Source organism: Chryseobacterium sp. JV558 (assembly GCF_033712365.1).
Classification (GTDB): domain Bacteria; phylum Bacteroidota; class Bacteroidia; order Flavobacteriales; family Weeksellaceae; genus Chryseobacterium.
In genome coordinates this window covers 363,937-380,110 of the sequence record NZ_WJHU01000002.1, presented here as the reverse complement: position 1 = coordinate 380,110, position 16,174 = coordinate 363,937, and the positions used below count along the sequence as shown (strand labels likewise).

15 protein-coding genes are annotated in these 16,174 nt (G+C 34.6%); 9 read left to right on the top strand and 6 right to left on the bottom strand.

Going from position 1 to position 16,174, the window contains the following annotated elements; all coding sequences use genetic code 11:
- Positions 1-34: 34 nt before the first annotated feature.
- From GFU89_RS07505 to GFU89_RS07490, 4 genes are all read right to left on the bottom strand, one after another.
- Entirely contained in the window at positions 35-721 is a 687-nt protein-coding gene (locus GFU89_RS07505) for a hypothetical protein (RefSeq protein ID WP_318846545.1), read from the bottom strand.
- A 69-nt stretch (positions 722-790) separates the two neighbouring features.
- The gene (locus GFU89_RS07500) at positions 791-1,177 is read right to left on the bottom strand and encodes a DUF423 domain-containing protein (RefSeq protein WP_047096689.1); all 387 of its coding nucleotides are present in this window, start codon (positions 1,175-1,177) and stop codon (positions 791-793) included.
- Position 1,178: 1 nt separating this feature from the next.
- Positions 1,179-2,267, bottom strand: a complete 1,089-nt coding sequence (locus GFU89_RS07495; protein ID WP_318846544.1) for a hypothetical protein — start codon at positions 2,265-2,267, stop codon at positions 1,179-1,181.
- Positions 2,268-2,433: 166 nt separating this feature from the next.
- Positions 2,434-3,762: a hydroxymethylglutaryl-CoA reductase, degradative gene (locus tag GFU89_RS07490; RefSeq protein WP_318846543.1), complete on the bottom strand. Its 1,329-nt coding sequence runs from the start codon at positions 3,760-3,762 to the stop codon at positions 2,434-2,436.
- A gap of 156 nt (positions 3,763-3,918) precedes the next feature.
- Between GFU89_RS07490 and GFU89_RS07485 the strand changes: the two genes are divergently transcribed.
- Both GFU89_RS07485 and GFU89_RS07480 read left to right on the top strand, forming a co-directional pair.
- Entirely contained in the window at positions 3,919-5,178 is a 1,260-nt protein-coding gene (locus GFU89_RS07485) for a putative DNA modification/repair radical SAM protein (RefSeq protein WP_318846542.1), read from the top strand.
- Between the two features lie 155 nt (positions 5,179-5,333).
- Positions 5,334-6,092 carry a TIGR03915 family putative DNA repair protein gene (locus tag GFU89_RS07480; protein WP_318846541.1) on the top strand — a complete coding sequence of 253 codons (759 nt, stop codon included), beginning with the start codon at positions 5,334-5,336 and terminating at the stop codon, positions 6,090-6,092.
- 396 nt (positions 6,093-6,488) lie between these two features.
- Here GFU89_RS07480 and GFU89_RS07475 read toward each other — a convergent pair whose 3' ends face one another.
- A complete protein-coding gene (locus GFU89_RS07475) occupies positions 6,489-7,289 on the bottom strand; it encodes a DNA alkylation repair protein (protein ID WP_318846540.1) in 801 nt (266 codons plus the stop codon).
- Between the two features lie 96 nt (positions 7,290-7,385).
- On the opposite strand from GFU89_RS07475, the gene GFU89_RS07470 reads away from it, so the two are divergent.
- The 4 genes from GFU89_RS07470 to gap all read left to right on the top strand — a co-directional run bounded on the left by GFU89_RS07470 (position 7,386) and on the right by gap (position 10,796).
- A complete protein-coding gene (locus tag GFU89_RS07470; RefSeq protein WP_318846539.1) occupies positions 7,386-7,727 on the top strand; it encodes a helix-turn-helix domain-containing protein in 342 nt (113 codons plus the stop codon).
- A gap of 83 nt (positions 7,728-7,810) precedes the next feature.
- Positions 7,811-8,689, top strand: coding sequence for a DUF4846 domain-containing protein (locus GFU89_RS07465; RefSeq protein ID WP_318846538.1), 879 nt, complete (start codon positions 7,811-7,813; stop codon positions 8,687-8,689).
- An 83-nt stretch (positions 8,690-8,772) separates the two neighbouring features.
- Complete coding sequence (gene pfkA, locus GFU89_RS07460) at positions 8,773-9,759, top strand: 6-phosphofructokinase (protein WP_318846537.1); 987 nt, start codon at positions 8,773-8,775, stop codon at positions 9,757-9,759.
- A gap of 32 nt (positions 9,760-9,791) precedes the next feature.
- A complete protein-coding gene (gap, locus tag GFU89_RS07455) occupies positions 9,792-10,796 on the top strand; it encodes a type I glyceraldehyde-3-phosphate dehydrogenase (RefSeq protein WP_047379077.1) in 1,005 nt (334 codons plus the stop codon).
- Positions 10,797-10,861: 65 nt separating this feature from the next.
- On the opposite strand, the gene GFU89_RS07450 is transcribed toward gap, so the two are convergent.
- Entirely contained in the window at positions 10,862-12,478 is a 1,617-nt protein-coding gene (locus GFU89_RS07450; protein WP_318846536.1) for a hypothetical protein, read from the bottom strand.
- A gap of 145 nt (positions 12,479-12,623) precedes the next feature.
- Between GFU89_RS07450 and GFU89_RS07445 the strand changes: the two genes are divergently transcribed.
- The 3 genes from GFU89_RS07445 (at position 12,624) to recA (ending at position 16,016) form a co-directional block, all read left to right on the top strand.
- A complete protein-coding gene (locus GFU89_RS07445) occupies positions 12,624-13,424 on the top strand; it encodes a helix-turn-helix transcriptional regulator (protein ID WP_318846535.1) in 801 nt (266 codons plus the stop codon).
- Between the two features lie 78 nt (positions 13,425-13,502).
- Positions 13,503-14,687 carry an oxygenase MpaB family protein gene (locus tag GFU89_RS07440; RefSeq protein ID WP_318846534.1) on the top strand — a complete coding sequence of 395 codons (1,185 nt, stop codon included), beginning with the start codon at positions 13,503-13,505 and terminating at the stop codon, positions 14,685-14,687.
- A 327-nt stretch (positions 14,688-15,014) separates the two neighbouring features.
- Positions 15,015-16,016: a recombinase RecA gene (recA, locus tag GFU89_RS07435; protein ID WP_318846533.1), complete on the top strand. Its 1,002-nt coding sequence runs from the start codon at positions 15,015-15,017 to the stop codon at positions 16,014-16,016.
- Positions 16,017-16,174: the final 158 nt, after the last annotated feature.

Genomic DNA, 16,174 nt, shown 5'->3' with positions numbered 1-16,174 from the left:
TTTACTGATTATTACAGCTTTTGTAATACGTATTTTATTTAAATCTTAATATAATGGGCTGTCTAAAGGTTTGTACAATCGGTTTTTTGTTATAAATCAAAGGTTTCTCCAAACCTCCAACTGCATATAGGAACAGTGCGCTGATTATACCGAATTCTGTATCAGATGACTCACTATATTTTACTTTTTTAAATTTCCCATCCACATCAATTGTAAAATTCAATTTACACTGATAGATTTCTTCGTTAAGATCTTCTATTAAATAAACAGGGAAATCAACCGTCAACTGTTTCTTCAACTCGACAAGCTGTTGGTAATTTTCAACTTCAGCAATATCCACAGAATTATTTTTCGCTTCCTTCGAAGGCGTGGCCTCTGTTTGAGGTATATTATTTTCTATTTGTATTCCGGTTGTTGCTTTGAATGAAATATCAGGATCTGTCTTTCCGATGATCACATCTTTGTCATAGATGCTTTGATAAAGGTTTTTAAGATTCTTTAATTTTTCACTGTAGAAGCCTCTATACTTCTGACCATATAAAGCAGCATCTTTTTTATAATCATATCTCTTTACACTATCAGAAAAAAGATTTTGTATATTTTTCACTTTTGTTAAAATACCTCTATCCATTAATTTTTTCTTCTCCTGCGCGTTGATTTTCTCAACACTGAGAGACGAAATAATGACAGCAATAAAAAATAATAAAAAACGATGGGGCATGGTATAATTTTTCAGAAAACAATCTATACAAAATAATGCAGATCTGCTTTTTTGCATGAATTGCAATGATTAAATTCTGTTTTTAGCAAAATAAAAAATAAGCATTCCCCAGCTTAAGATCATCATCAAACCTCCAAGCGGAGTGATAGGTCCTAAGAATTTAAGATTCATGCCTAAATAATCCTGCATACTCAGAAAATAGATACTCACAGAGAACAACAATGTTCCTGCAATCATTAAAATGGAAGTCCATTTTTCTGCAGAAGTTTCAAATTTTAAGATATATCCAATGATCAGCAGGAAAAATGCTGCATACATCTGGTATCTTACTCCTGTTTCAAAACTTTCCAGTCTTTCCACAGCTAATATTTTCTTTAAAGCATGTGCTCCGAATGCACCCAGGATCACAGACACCATTCCGTAAACCGCTCCAAAAACTAAAGTAATTGTTTTCATTTTATAACTCTTCTAATTCTAGGGTTAAATATTTTTTTGTTTTATCATCCTGCCATGTCCCGGAGATTTTACTCCCATTCATATCTGCTTCTACAAAAGCTCTGGGAATCCATTTACTGGCAGCTTCATCATAATGATCATTTTCTGTAATAGAAATATGGTTTCCCTTCATTTTTCCATCCCATGCTATCAGTTTTTTATTTTTATCATACCAATAAAATGCATTAAAGGAACTTGTGTCTTTTCCACTTTCTCCTTTATATAATCGGGTAATAAAAACAGTAATAGGATATTTCCCATCTATTTTTCCTTTGTACAGTTTATTCTGAAAACTGGTTTTCTCTGTTCTTTCAGACCCGGAAATCAAATTTTTCGCATAAGAACTCCAATATTTCTCCAGCTCTTTATAGGAAAATTCTATTTCATGGCTTCCAAGATCATCCAGCGCTCTCATGGCATGATTGGAACATCTTCCTGCAACAAAGGTCAGCTTATCTTTTCCGAAGAAAAATCGGATATCTTCTAAGGTATGTTCTGTAAAACAGTCCTCATACATTGCAATTTGGTCTTTAGTTTCCTCAGAAGGATCTTTCTCAGCTTTCAGTTGGGTAAGAAAATCAGTGATTCTTTTCTTTACTTTTTTCTGAATGATACTTTCCACAGTTTTTATTGATCCTGATTGGAATAAATCTTCAGCATTGATATAATTTCCTGTTCTCAGGTCAAAATTCTTCCAGATTGAAAAACCTTCAGGATAAGCACCTGAAGCTTCACCATCCATTGCAATACTCAGAATATTCTTAGGCGTTTCAATCTTATCCCAACTATAAAAATACAGATAGTTGGAATAGGAATTGGTTGCTGTAGAAGCCAGTTTAAAAGAGTTTCCGTCAGATCCTGGAACATATTCCAGCTGATCTACCTGCAGAAATGTATTGATTTTATTTTCTACCCGGGGATTTTCAGAATAAGAAACAACCGGGAAAACAGTATCTTCAGTTTTTGGCTGCAGATTACTTATTTTCACTTTTTGTTGTTGTGAAAAACTTAAACCGGAAATCAGTAAGAAAAATACAATACTCTTTTTCACTATTTTGATTTTAGGTACATTAAAATAAACTTGGCCACCAATGTAGATATTCCCAGTATGATAAACATATTGGCAAATCTCTTGGAGCTTCTGAAACCTTCATGGTTTGTTTTCTTCAAAAAGAATCCAAAAAGAAGGAATACAATGGGCAAAATGATCTGTAACATTAGTTTTCTCTCATTCTGTTAAATTCATTGATCACCTCGTGGTGGCTCACTGTCTTATCTTTGAAGTAGGTTACAAAGTGTTGTTTTTCTTCTTCGGTAGCTCCCAATTGGTTCAGAATATTCAACAAATGCATTTTCATATGTCCTTTCTGAATTCCTGTAGTTACCAGAGAACGCAATGCACCAAAATTTTGTGCAAGACCTGAAACTGCCAGAATACTCATCAATTCCTGCGCAGAAGGCTTTCCAAGAAGTGCTAATGAGAATTTTACCAAAGGGTGAAGATTCGTAAGGCCTCCTACAACTCCTACAGAAATAGGAAGATCAATCCAGAATCTGAATACTCCATTATCTGTTGTACAATGAGTCAGAGATCTGTATTGTCCATCTCTTGCAGCATAAGCATGTGCGCAGGCTTCCGTAGCTCTGAAGTCATTTCCGGTAGCAATCACAACTGCATCTACCCCATTCATCACTCCTTTATTATGAGTAGTAGCACGGTAAGGCTCAATTTCAGCAATAGTAACGGCCTGTTTAAATTTATAAGCAAATTCTTCAGGAGAAATTCCACTGTCGTCTTTTAAATCTTCCATTTTACAGGAAACCTCAGCTCTTACGATACAATCAGGTGTAAAGTTGGAAAGGATATTCATGACGATCTGTAATGAATTCTTTTCTTCCTGAGTAAAATCTTCGCTGGTAGCCACTTCCTGTCTCAAGGTTTTCCCGAACTGCTCAAGACATGAATTGATAAAGTTGGCTCCCATGGAATCTACTGTATCAAAGCTTGCTTTCAGCTGGAAATAATTCGGCATTTCTGCGGTCTTATCAATCAGACTGATATTTAAAATACCACCACCACGTTTTCTCATGTTGGATGTAATATCTTCTGTCGCTTCAAAGAGTTTTTTCTTTAAATTGAAATTAAAGAAATGTAATAATTTATGAGATTCTACATTAAAAATAAAGTGGGTATGCCCCAATTTCTCAGTATTGATAATGGTTGTTTTGAAACCTCCTTTATCGATCCAGAATTTGGCAGCTTTAGAAGCAGCGGCAACTACTGAACTTTCTTCAACAGCCATTGGAAGTGCCACAAGTTTCCCATCAATCAAAAAGTTTGGAGCAATTCCGTAAGGCATATAAAAATTGGAGATGGTATTTTCAGAAAACTCTTCATGAAGCTTCTGAAGATCTGCATCATCATTCCAATATTGTTTTAATATATTTTGATATTCCTGATTTCCTTCAAGATATTCGTTTACGAGCCATTCGATTTTTCCCTGCTTTGGAAGCTTAGAAAAACCTTCGATTGGTTTATGATTCATAATATAAACTTTAATGAGCTGTAAATATAATGATTTTGAGACTCTTTTTTGTGGATAACTTCTATGAAAAAAGATTGACATTTATCAATTTTGGAACTAAATTTGAACAAAATTTAAATACATTTTAGATACAAAATATATCAAACATTTGAAAATATGAATTTTGACCGTCTTAAAGAAAAACTGGAAATCCTTGCCGATGCAGCGAAATATGATGTTTCGTGTTCGTCCAGCGGCGGCTCAAGAAAGAATAAAAAAGGAGCTTTAGGAGACAGTTCTGCAAGTGGTATTTGTCATACCTATACAGAAGATGGGAGATGTGTTTCTCTGCTTAAAATTCTATTGACAAATCATTGTATTTATGACTGTGCCTATTGTGTTTCCAGAAGTTCAAATGATATTAAAAGAGCCGGCTTTACGGTAGAAGAAGTGGTAGATCTTACCATCAATTTTTACCGCAGGAATTATATTGAAGGATTATTTCTGAGTTCCGGAATTTTCAAAAATGCAGACACAACAATGGAACGTCTGGTGAGAGTGGCCAAAAAGCTGCGCCTCGAAGAAAATTTCAACGGTTATATTCATCTGAAATCTATCCCGGGAGCAAGTGACGATCTGATGCAGGAAGCAGCTTTGTATGCAGACCGTTTATCTGTAAACATTGAAATTCCCACAGAAAGCGGATTAAAATTATTGGCTCCTGAAAAGAACAGACAGGATATGATCAGCCCAATGCGCTATATTCAAAAAGGAATTATCCAGTATCAGGATGAAAAGAAAATTCTGAAGAAAGTTCCAAAATTTGCTCCGGCGGGACAGTCTACACAGATGATTGTGGGTGCAACTAATGAAAATGATCTGCAGATCATTAAAGTTGCTGATCATTTTTATAAAAATTTTAATCTGAAAAGAGTCTATTATTCAGGATATGTTCCTGTTCTGGAAGATCAGAGATTACCTTCTTTAACAACTGAGGTTCCTATGCTTCGTGAAAACCGGTTGTATCAGTCGGATTGGCTGATGAGATTTTATGGTTTCAGGGCAGAAGAGATTCTGGATCCGAATGTTCCTTTTCTTGATCTGGAAATGGATCCGAAATTAAGCTGGGCATTGCGAAATCTGGATCAGTTTCCGGTGAATCTTCAGACTGCTGAGTATCGAACAATTTTAAGAATTCCTGGAATCGGAGTAAAAACAGCTCAAAAAATTATCAGTGCAAGACGTTTCCAGATTTTAACGATGGATCATTTAAAAAAACTGGGAGCAGCCGTCAACCGGGCAAAATATTTCATCGATTTCAATGCGGGGAATGCCTATCTGAAATATTTAACGGATAAAAATTTCAGAAAGCTGTTGATAGGTGGAAGTTCTTCAAAGTTTCACAATCAGTTTTCTCAACAACTAACTTTGTTTTAACACAAATTACACGAATATTTTCACAAATGATCACTAATTTATTGCTTTGATAAAACAGCACATTTGTCATTCTGACGCAGGAAAAATCTCAGAAACCAATCAGATTATTCCTTCGTCAGAATGACAGGCAGCACAACTAAATTTTCAAACTTATTATGACTACCCTACTCTACGATGGAAGTTTTGACGGTCTTTTTACTGCAGTATTTGAAGTTTTTGAATACCGTTATAAAGACGTAGATATAACAAGTAGAGAAAGGTTCCATCAGGAAAATATTTTTGCAGAGATCCATGAAGTTATTACGCAAACAGAAAAGTCTGAAAGAGTACTTAATAGATTGGAACAGAATATTGGAAAACAGGGAGTGTATAAGCTTTTAAAAGTTTTTTTATCCGAAGATCCTGGCCTAGAAAACCTCATCTTATCTGCTGTCCGTCAATCTATCAAACATCTGGGAGAAAATATTCTTGAAAACTTTGCAGACAATAATATCCTTCAAATTTCAAAAATCTGCAAATCAGTAGACAGGGAAAGGCATCGAATGACAGCTTTTGTCCGCTTTGAAAAAATGCAGGATGGTATTTTTTTCGCCAAAATAGATCCTGATTTCAATGTTCTTCCTCTGATCAGAAAACATTTTAATGACCGGTATCAGGACCAGAAATGGATGATCTATGATCTGCGGAGAAATTACGGTATTCTTTACGATCTGGAAAACTGTGAATTTTTCTACCCTGATGAAAAACTGGATTTTAGTCAGTATCAACAGAAGTTCCATGATGAAGAAAACAATTATCAAACCCTTTGGCAGCGTTATTTCACCAAAACGAATATTGTTGAAAGAAAAAACCTGAAACTGCATATTCAGCACGTTCCGAAAAGATACTGGAAATATCTGACTGAAAAATGGTAACACATCCTGAATAACGCAGATTTTTACAGCTAATTTCATCTTGAATTCTTGTAATATGAGCTTAAATTAAAGGCGATAATTCCATATTGTGGATAACTTTTTATTTTACCAAAAAATCATGCTCTTTCAACCCCTATTTTCTCTACATCACTTTAACCCATTCATTTCATGGTATATATAATTCACATTAATTGAAAACTCATATTGTGGATAACTTTTTCCTGTTAACATATGGTTAACATTGCAAATATCTCAATGTTCTTTTTCATGTAAAAATTAAGTAAATAAAGGTGCTTACAAGAAAAAAAGGAATATAAAAAGACCTTGTAAACCCATGTAAATCTGTGACCTATGTAACCAAAAATCAAATCAACATTTTTATTTTGTGGATAACTCTTACTTTTTGATGGTCCGCAAGGCTTTCTTTACGATATATCGCGTTTCTTTTGTTGGACTTTCCCGAAGCCATTCATCGCAGATTTCTATTACAAATTCAGGTTGAGATTTACTGGCATCATTCAGCCAATTGCCAACACTGTCCTGCACATATCGGGATGAATCTGATCGTAAAGGTTCTAAAATTTCCAGTCCCAGTCCCGGATTTTGTTTTAAAGCATCAATATGTTCACACCAAACCCCTCTCGGTCTTGTAGATTCGCTGGCAAAACGTCTCACATTTTCATTATCATACCGGGTCCATTCTGATAAAATAGATAAACTCTCGTCAAGATTTTTTGAAATATCCGGACGGACTGTCATCCAGCAGATCTCCCTCACTCCAAAATGGGAATCAGAAGCGAATACCTGAATTTTATCCAGTTTTTCTTTAAGATTTAATTCATTATTTCCTCCTATAGTATATGCAGCCCAGCAACGAATAAGATCTGATGTATGGGTTGAGAGTTTCCATAAAAATTCATCATCATTATTTTTAGCAGCCAGATGAAGCAAACCAATTCCGATGGTTTTATTAATGGTATTAACAGTTTGCTTTTTCAGCTGGTCTACATTCTCTAAAACAGGTTTCAAATATTCTATACGATTATTCTGTTGAAGCAAATTTTCCAGCAACAGTCTTTGATCTACTGCCAGCCATTCTGTAAGATTAGCAGTTTCAATTTCACCTCTGTTCAACTGCTCTAAAATATCCTGTGGAATATCTTTGATGGAACGGGCCCCTTTTCGTTTTTCTGTCATGCTGTTTTTAATGATTATCTTTACAAAAGTCTGAAACTAAGCAGACATAAGCAATACCGCATATTTTTCACCCATAGGGATAAAAAAGTCAATTTTATGGAAACAAAGGAAAGAGCTGAAGAAAATAAAATTTGCCCGTTGGAGGTCGCAGTCAATACCATTAGTGGAAAATGGAAAATTCCTATCGTTTGGCAGATCAATGAAGGAAAAAAACGTCCCAGTGAATTTCTGCGTGGTATTGCTAAAGTAGACCGAAGGGTTCTGAATCAACAGCTGACTGAAATGGTGGAAGATGGTATTCTAACAAAACAGTCTTTCAATGAACTTCCTCCAAGGGTAGAATATTCTTTAACAGAACTAGGTGAACAGCTGGTAAAAATTCTTTGGCAGCTGAATGATTGGGGCAAATTACTGATTCCGGAAAGGGAAAAAGCGTAAAGCAGAAGTTAAATATTGCAGATTTTCAGAACCTTATTTGTTGGTACGTGAAAAAAAATGATATTTGTGTTCACTAAAAACGCATGAAAAAAATTATCACGGGAATCATAACTGTTCTTATTCTCACAGGCTGTACGAAAGAAAAATTATCAGATCGTTTATTGGCTGAGCCCGATCATAACGAAAATTTAGCAACAAAAAGTTCTGCAAAGATTCATAAAGATAAAAATACGATCAGAGAAAGATTCTCTCCTCCTGAAGGATATGAGTGGATTGAAGAAAAACCAGATTCTTTTGGATATTTTATTGAAAATTTCAAGCTGAAACCTTACGACAGTCAGATTCTGAAATATGATGGTACTCCTATTTCTACACAGCATCTTCATGAAGCTGTTTTTGATATTGATACAGGAAATAAAGACTTACAGCAATGTGCTGATGCAGCAATCCGTATGAGAGCTGAGTATCTTTATAAGGCGAAAAAGTTTGACGAAATCAAGTTTCATTTTACCAGTGGTGATCTTCTCAGTTGGAATGACTATAAAAACGGAACGAGAGCTTTTGTCAGTGGAAATTCGGTCAACTTCAGAAAAACTGTGCCTTTTGATGATTCTTATCAGAGTTTCAGAAACTATCTGGATCTGATCTTTAATTACGCAGGAACTATTTCATTAAATAAAGAAACAAAACCAGTAACGAAAAATGCTGATCTGAAAACCGGAGATATTCTGATCACACCGGGAAGTCCGGGACATATTGTTTTTATTTCCGGTGTCTGTGGGAATAAAGAAGGGAAAAGATTGTTTTTATTGAGTGAGGGATTCACACCAGCACAGTCTATTCATGTACTCTCTAATCCTTTTAATCCCTATTTTACACCATGGTATGACCTGGATATTGATGCTCAGGAAACTAAAACCGCACGATATTTTTTTAAACCTACAAACTTCAGAAGCTTTTAATAATTTATATTCAAAACTATTGGAAAGTTACTACGATAATCTGAACTTGTTTTTGTAAATTTGTGTTCGAAATTTTTTTCTTGATGAAAGAGAGTGCTGTAAAAAAAATTGCAGTTCTTACTTCAGGAGGTGACTCTCCGGGTATGAATGCGGCGTTAAGAGCGGTAGTAAGAACCGCCAATTACTATAATATCGAATGCTACGGAGTGAGAGAAGGCTACAACGGTCTTATCAACAATGATTTCCTAAAAATGGGAGCCCGTTCCGTAAAAAATATAATCAACCAGGGTGGAACAATTCTAAAGTCTGCCAGATCCGCTGAATTCAGAACAAAAGAAGGCCGTCAGAAAGCTTATGACAATTGCATAAAGCTTGGAATAGACGGATTGGTTTGTATTGGTGGAGATGGAACTTTCACCGGTGCGAAAATCTTTAATGAAGAATTCGGAATCAGAGTAATCGGTATCCCGGGAACGATCGACAACGATATTTTCGGAACTGATAACACCATCGGATATGACACTGCATTGAATACTGCAATGGATGCCATTGATAAAATCCGTGACACGGCAACTTCTCACAACAGAGTTTTCTTTGTAGAGGTAATGGGTCGTGATGCTGGCTTTATTGCATTAAACAGTGGATTGGCAACAGGAGCTTTGGATATTTTAATTCCTGAGAAAAAAGACAGTATTGATGAGCTTTTCGCGAAATTCAGAGATGCTGAAAAAACAGGAAAGGCATCAAGCATTGTGGTGGTTGCAGAAGGTGAAAAACTAGCCAATGTGTATGAACTTGCCGAAAAAACAAAGCAGACATTCCCTGATTATGACATTCGTGTAGCCATTTTGGGACACATGCAGAGAGGAGGTTCTCCAAGCTGTGCAGACAGGGTTTTGGCAAGCAGATTAGGCTATGGTGCTGTAACAGGATTAATGGAAGGACAATCCAATGTAATGGCCGGAATGCGTTCCAATGATCTGACGTATACGCCAATTGAAGAAGCCATTAAAAAACATAATGAAATCAATGAAGATCTTTTACTGATTTCAAAAATTTTAGCAATCTAATTATTTTTATAATCTAATAAAAACAAACTATTATGTCAACAATTAAAGTAGGTATCAACGGTTTTGGTAGAATTGGACGTCTTGTTTTCAGAGCAATGACTGAAAGAGACAACATTGAAGTTGTAGGAATCAATGACCTTATTAATGCAGAATACATGGCTTACATGTTAAAATATGACTCTGTACATGGTATTTTCCCAGGTGAAGTTTCTGTAGAAGGAAATGATCTTGTAGTAAACGGGAAAAGAATCAGAGTAACTGCTGAAAGAGATCCTAACAACCTAAAGTGGAATGAAATTGGTGCTGACTATATCGTAGAATCTACAGGTCTTTTCTTATCTAAAGATACTGCTCAGGCTCACATCAATGCTGGTGCTAAGAAAGTAATCCTTTCTGCTCCTTCTAAAGATGATACTCCAATGTTCGTAATGGGTGTAAACCACAAGGAACTTACTGACGATATCAAAATTTTATCAAACGCTTCTTGTACTACAAACTGTTTAGCTCCTTTAGCTAAAGTGATCCACGATAACTTCGGAATCGTAGAAGGTTTAATGACAACTGTACACGCTACAACAGCTACTCAGAAAACTGTTGACGGTCCTTCAGTAAAAGACTGGAGAGGTGGTAGAGCTGCTCTAAACAATATTATTCCTTCTTCTACAGGTGCTGCTAAAGCAGTAGGAAAAGTAATTCCTTCTTTGAACGGAAAACTAACAGGTATGTCTTTCAGAGTACCAACTGTTGACGTTTCTGTAGTAGATTTAACAGTGAGAATTGACAAAGCTGCTTCTTATGAAGAAATCTGTTCAGTAATCAAAGCTGCTTCTGAAGGAGAATTGAAAGGTATCCTTGGATATACTGAAGATGCAGTAGTATCTCAGGACTTCGTAGGAGATAAGAGAACTTCTATCTTCGATAAAGATGCTGGTATCATGCTTTCTCCAAACTTCGTGAAACTTGTTTCTTGGTATGACAACGAAATGGGTTACTCTAACAAGTTAGTTGATATGCTTGTACACGCTGCTTCTTTGTAATAAGTAATGAGCGATAAGCAATAAGTAATAAAAAACCTTCCTGATGGGAAGGTTTTTTTGTTAATTCAAAATTTATATATATAACCCAACGAAATCGCAAAGGCTGATGAAAGCTTTGATACTGTTACACTCTCAGGTTTACTAGTATAAACTGTATTTGTATCATACACTTCGCTTTTACGATCAACAAATCCTCCAATATATAAACCGTTTATTGTCAGCATATTTTTGTACCCGATTGCAATTCCACCACCAACTGCAATACGAGGCTTCACAGTGTTTGTAAGAGATAATGCAGGCCCAGTAACTAAATTGAAAGCTAACCAATCATTTTTTTTACTACTATAAAATGGTCTCCAAAGAAAATGTATAAATGCAGCTAAACCTAGTTCTCCATTCTTATTTTTTTCATTGATAATTTTATACTCCGTTTTTTCATTATCAAGTGCTGTAGCAGAAACACTATACGCCTCATTCTTGAACCAAGCATAATAAAAAGACATTCCCCCGCCAACAAAAAAATCTTTTTTATTGGGAAATTGAACTTCTGTAGAATAGGAAGGACCTATTTCCATTTTTTTAGGAATAATACTTATAGAAAGTTTATTTATATCTCCATTGTATTGAAAAGGTAAAGAAGTATATGAACGTTCAGTATTATTTTCTAAATCAATAATTGAATTAAGATATTTAACAATTTTGACAGAATTTATTTTAGCAAATGCAGAGTCTATTACTTCCTTATTTATTTTATTTATATTATCAATTAATTGTTTATTATTTTTTTTGATATCTTCATCTTTATCAAATAAGGAAACAAAATTTTCATCCTTTTTATTTTCTATAAGAAAATTATTATAATCTGTTTCTATTTTTTGAATATTTTTTTGAATATTTAATATTATTACTTTTTCTTCTTTAGTCTTACTTAAAATTTTCTTTACAGGTTGTGGCTGAAAAGTCTCCAACATTGATTCTTTTACAGAAAGTTTATCATAAATCGACTCTTTATAAACAAGAGATGCTAATTCTAATTGAGCAATAATAGAATCATTAATAATATTAATATGAGTCTTTAGCTCTTTTGTCTGCTGTGTTAACAGATTATTACTTAATTCTATTTGATTCATTATTTTTTTTCGATTATCTAAAATCTTTTGCTCTTTTTTAAATAATAAATCATATTTATTCAATGCTGATTCAATTGAATCTTTTTTAAATACCAATTTTTCTAAGAATGGATAAGATGTTTTCTCATTTAATAAAATTTTATTGTCTATATCATTTAATTTTAAATTTGTATTAATAATTTTTCCAGCCAATGATTGATTTATTGTGCTTGATGTTATGCTATTTAGACTACCCAAAACCTCATTAATTGCACCTAATCCAATTACATCAAATGTTGGAAATTCAACAGAGGAGCTTACAATTGAATCTTTTTTGTTAATCAAAACATTATATAAATTCATATTGATATTATCTATTTGTAATTGATATAACTCTCCTTTTTTTAGTTTTTCAAGATGTTCCATTCCTTCGAATTTTTTAGTTTTAAAATCAAATTTCAAAACTTGTCCAAAAACAGAAATCGTTTGGCATGCAAAAAGAATTATAATAAAATATTTTGCAATTAAAGGACGATAGAAAAAGTTAGCTAATAGTAAAATTTTTGTTTTCATGGTTATTTATTTTTCAGATTAAAGTTTTTTTTTGAAATGGTCATTAGTTTTATTTAAAGCTACAATACTTACCTACCACACGAAATACCACAAAAGGGTGATTTTATTTAACATAATTTTGTTATTTTTAAGAAAACATTAACCAATGAAGAAAAAACACCTGACTCATGCAAAAAAACCACATCCCCTCACCAAGGTCTGGAATGACTATCCTGAAATTTTACAAAATGATAACAGAGTCCTACCCGTTCCCAACATTGAAAATATAATAGGAGAAGTTTTTGCTCCCGGAAAATTCTATTATTATGTCATCAACTTTGCAGACAGCACCATTATTTGTAATCACGATGAAGATATTTTAGCAATACATGGTCTCAATAAATATCCTGTACATCTGAAAGAAATTATAGACCTCATCCATCCCGATGACATTGAGTTTGTCATGGAAGCAGAAAGAATGTCAATAGAAAAAATAAAAGAAATTAATGGCTTTGATTATCAGCAGGAACTGAAAACCAGCTACTGTTTCAGAATGAGAACTTCAAAAGGTAATTATGAACTCTTCCATCATCAGGCCTTACACACCTATAAAGATGATAACGGCAGACTTTTACAGGCTGTTAATATCCACACGAATATTGAACACATCACGCATCAAAATTCTTATGTTATATTAGTGTCCGGAATCAATGGTCGGGAAGACTTTCATCAGATGCAATGGATGAAGCATTGTAAACCTCATGAATCTACTCCTGTCATTTTCACCAAAAGAGAAGTCGAGATCATCAACAGTATTGCAAAAGGCTATTCCACAGGAGAAATATCCGATCTGCTTAATATTTCAGAAGAAACCGTACGTACCCACAGAAAAAATATTTTAAGAAAATCCGATTGCAGAAACAGCTCCGAACTCATCAAAAAAACATTTGAATGGGGCTACCTATAAAATCTTCATCCTAGCCTGACAAATCTCACCAAAGAATTTCAGCATAAAACTTGTACTTTTATAGGTAAAGGAATGAACATGATACAACCACGATTTAAAGATGCTCCCCATTTCAGAGATTTCTGGGAGAGTGGAAACGGAAAACTGCTTATTGAATTTTCCGGAGCAGAAGTGAGTTTTGAAAAATTTGAAAAATTCGCTCCTTTTTTTCATCATGTGGATGAGATTGGTGATGAGGTGGTAAAAGATGTTTATTTTACTAAAAAATTTCATGAGGCATCCAGGGAAATTGAGCAGTACATCAGAAATGGAGTTTCGGAAACAGATTCAGTTCCTGAAAGTGTAAAAAAGCTTTTCTCTCAAACTCAAAAAGTTCCTGAGTGGCTTGATTATAATTTACTCAAAAGCGGTGCTGAACTCTGCATGAGAAGCAACCTAGACTCCCTGATCTCGTTGAGGGATTACTGTCTGATCGGTGGTTATGATTACGCCTACCTCAACAAGCCGCTTATCGTTACAGAAGCTTTAAAAAAGGGTGCGGTGAAACGTCTTTCGGAAACATTGGATTTCTGGGTGAATGCTACCCGATACAATGCACTGGAAGTTCACGCAAAAGGATATGAATTTGCTATCAAAACCCGTCTGATCCATTCTTACGCGAGACTTTCCATCAAAAAACATTATAAAGGCTGGGATACCGAAAACTGGGGTGAACCGATCAATTCATGGGATATGATGGCAACGTACATCGGTTTTAGTCTTGTCTTTCTTCACAGTCTTCAAAAACTGGAAAATAGTTTTTCCATTGAGGAAGAACAGGGAATTTTTCACCTGTGGAAATATGTAGGTTACCTTCTGGGAATTCCAGAACAGCTTCTCCCCGACAATAAAAAACAAGCTACGGAATATTTTTATTTATGGACTTCTGTTCAACCTCCTTCCGATAAAGATTCTGTTCTTCTTGCCCATTCTCTGCTGAATGAGTCTCTGGAAAATCCAATTTTAAAATTTGAATTCCAAAGGAAAAATTTAAAATATCTGCATGTCTGCTGTACCTGGTTTCTGCTGGATGATGAAGTTTGCAAAAGACTGCAGATCCCGGAAGTTCCCAACAAAAACCTGTTTCCAAAATCAAAAATACTTTTCAACAAAATATATGACAAACTCGTAAGCCGTGAAGCGAGAATAAAAAGAGGAAATAAGGACCAGATGAAAGTATTGAAAGACTATCTGAATATCACTAAAAATTCAAATTTTCATTAGGATAAGTTAGGAAACCAGAAGATGGAGACTGGAAGTAATTATTGTATGATTAATTTCTATCAGTAAAGCTTAAAAATAGTAATAAAATTAATTTTAAGACCTTTTACGAGCTTCAATAACTTTCTTTTTTCAGTTTCAAGCCCCCTTTCTAGTTAAGAGTTTTTATTTTTTTTCCACACTGATACCACATTATACATCTGCTTCGTTATGAATGAGATCAGTATGAAAATTTTATCATTTTTTAACTCTAAAAACAGTTTTCAGAGATAAATAATATTAGCTTTTGATATTTAAATTATGTATTTTTGAGAAATTATTTTAATAGCGATGAGTAACATAGATGATAAGAAAAAAGCACTCGCTTTAGTGCTTGAAAAATTAGATAAAACATACGGAAAAGGGACGGTAATGACTTTGGGAGATGATACCGTAGACACTACAATAGAAGTAATTCCTTCCGGTTCTTTAGGAGTAGATATTGCCTTAGGAGTAGGCGGATATCCAAAAGGAAGAATCATTGAAATATATGGTCCTGAATCTTCAGGTAAAACAACATTGACCCTTCACGCTATTGCTGAAGCTCAAAAAGCAGGTGGTATTGCTGCATTTATTGATGCCGAGCACGCTTTCGACAGAACTTATGCTGCAAAATTAGGAATAGATTTGGAGAACCTTATCATTTCTCAGCCAGACAACGGGGAACAGGCATTAGAAATTGCTGATAACCTTATCCGTTCAGGAGCTATTGATATCGTTGTGATTGACTCTGTTGCTGCTCTTACACCAAAAGCAGAAATTGAAGGGGAAATGGGAGATTCTAAAATGGGTCTTCATGCAAGATTGATGTCTCAGGCATTAAGAAAGCTTACAGCTACTATTTCCAGAACGAAATGTACAGTAATTTTCATCAACCAGTTGAGAGAAAAAATCGGGGTAATGTTCGGGAATCCTGAGACTACTACCGGAGGTAACGCTCTTAAATTCTACGCTTCTGTAAGAATTGATATCAGAAAAGCCAGCGCACCTATCAAACAAGGTGATGAAGCTATCGGTAGCCGTGTGAAAGTGAAGATTGTGAAAAACAAAGTAGCACCTCCTTTCAAACAGGCAGAATTCGATATCATGTATGGTGAAGGAGTTTCTAAAGTAGGAGAAATTCTTGATACAGCAGTAGACATGGGAATTGTAAAGAAAAGCGGTTCTTGGTTCAGCTACGAAGAGACTAAACTTGGTCAGGGACGTGATGCTGTAAAAGATGTTTTAAAAGACAATCCTGATCTTTCTGAGGAATTGGAAAACAAGATCAAGGAAGAAATGAAAAACAAATAATTTTTCAGAAAAATATAGAAAAGGCAGTCTTAGGATTGCCTTTTTTTGTTTTTTTACAGGGAGATATTTTTTAACGTAAAGGTTTCATCTGTATGCTGTAATATTTTTAAATCATTTATTCTTTGCGTTTAAATAAATGAAGGATCAGAAAATAAAAA

Excerpts from the sequence above, each read along its gene's own strand:
- recA (WP_318846533.1), top strand. The coding sequence starts at position 15,015 with ATGAGTAACATAGATGATAAGAAAAAAGCACTCGCTTTAGTGCTTGAA.
- GFU89_RS07480 (WP_318846541.1), top strand. The coding sequence starts at position 5,334 with ATGACTACCCTACTCTACGATGGAAGTTTTGACGGTCTTTTTACTGCA.
- gap (WP_047379077.1), top strand. The coding sequence starts at position 9,792 with ATGTCAACAATTAAAGTAGGTATCAACGGTTTTGGTAGAATTGGACGT.
- GFU89_RS07500 (WP_047096689.1), bottom strand. The coding sequence starts at position 1,177 with ATGAAAACAATTACTTTAGTTTTTGGAGCGGTTTACGGAATGGTGTCT.
- GFU89_RS07490 (WP_318846543.1), bottom strand. The coding sequence starts at position 3,762 with ATGAATCATAAACCAATCGAAGGTTTTTCTAAGCTTCCAAAGCAGGGA.
- GFU89_RS07485 (WP_318846542.1), top strand. The coding sequence starts at position 3,919 with ATGAATTTTGACCGTCTTAAAGAAAAACTGGAAATCCTTGCCGATGCA.
- GFU89_RS07450 (WP_318846536.1), bottom strand. The coding sequence starts at position 12,478 with ATGAAAACAAAAATTTTACTATTAGCTAACTTTTTCTATCGTCCTTTA.
- GFU89_RS07440 (WP_318846534.1), top strand. The coding sequence starts at position 13,503 with ATGATACAACCACGATTTAAAGATGCTCCCCATTTCAGAGATTTCTGG.
- GFU89_RS07445 (WP_318846535.1), top strand. The coding sequence starts at position 12,624 with ATGAAGAAAAAACACCTGACTCATGCAAAAAAACCACATCCCCTCACC.
- GFU89_RS07505 (WP_318846545.1), bottom strand. The coding sequence starts at position 721 with ATGCCCCATCGTTTTTTATTATTTTTTATTGCTGTCATTATTTCGTCT.
- GFU89_RS07470 (WP_318846539.1), top strand. The coding sequence starts at position 7,386 with ATGGAAACAAAGGAAAGAGCTGAAGAAAATAAAATTTGCCCGTTGGAG.
- pfkA (WP_318846537.1), top strand. The coding sequence starts at position 8,773 with ATGAAAGAGAGTGCTGTAAAAAAAATTGCAGTTCTTACTTCAGGAGGT.
- GFU89_RS07465 (WP_318846538.1), top strand. The coding sequence starts at position 7,811 with ATGAAAAAAATTATCACGGGAATCATAACTGTTCTTATTCTCACAGGC.
- GFU89_RS07475 (WP_318846540.1), bottom strand. The coding sequence starts at position 7,289 with ATGACAGAAAAACGAAAAGGGGCCCGTTCCATCAAAGATATTCCACAG.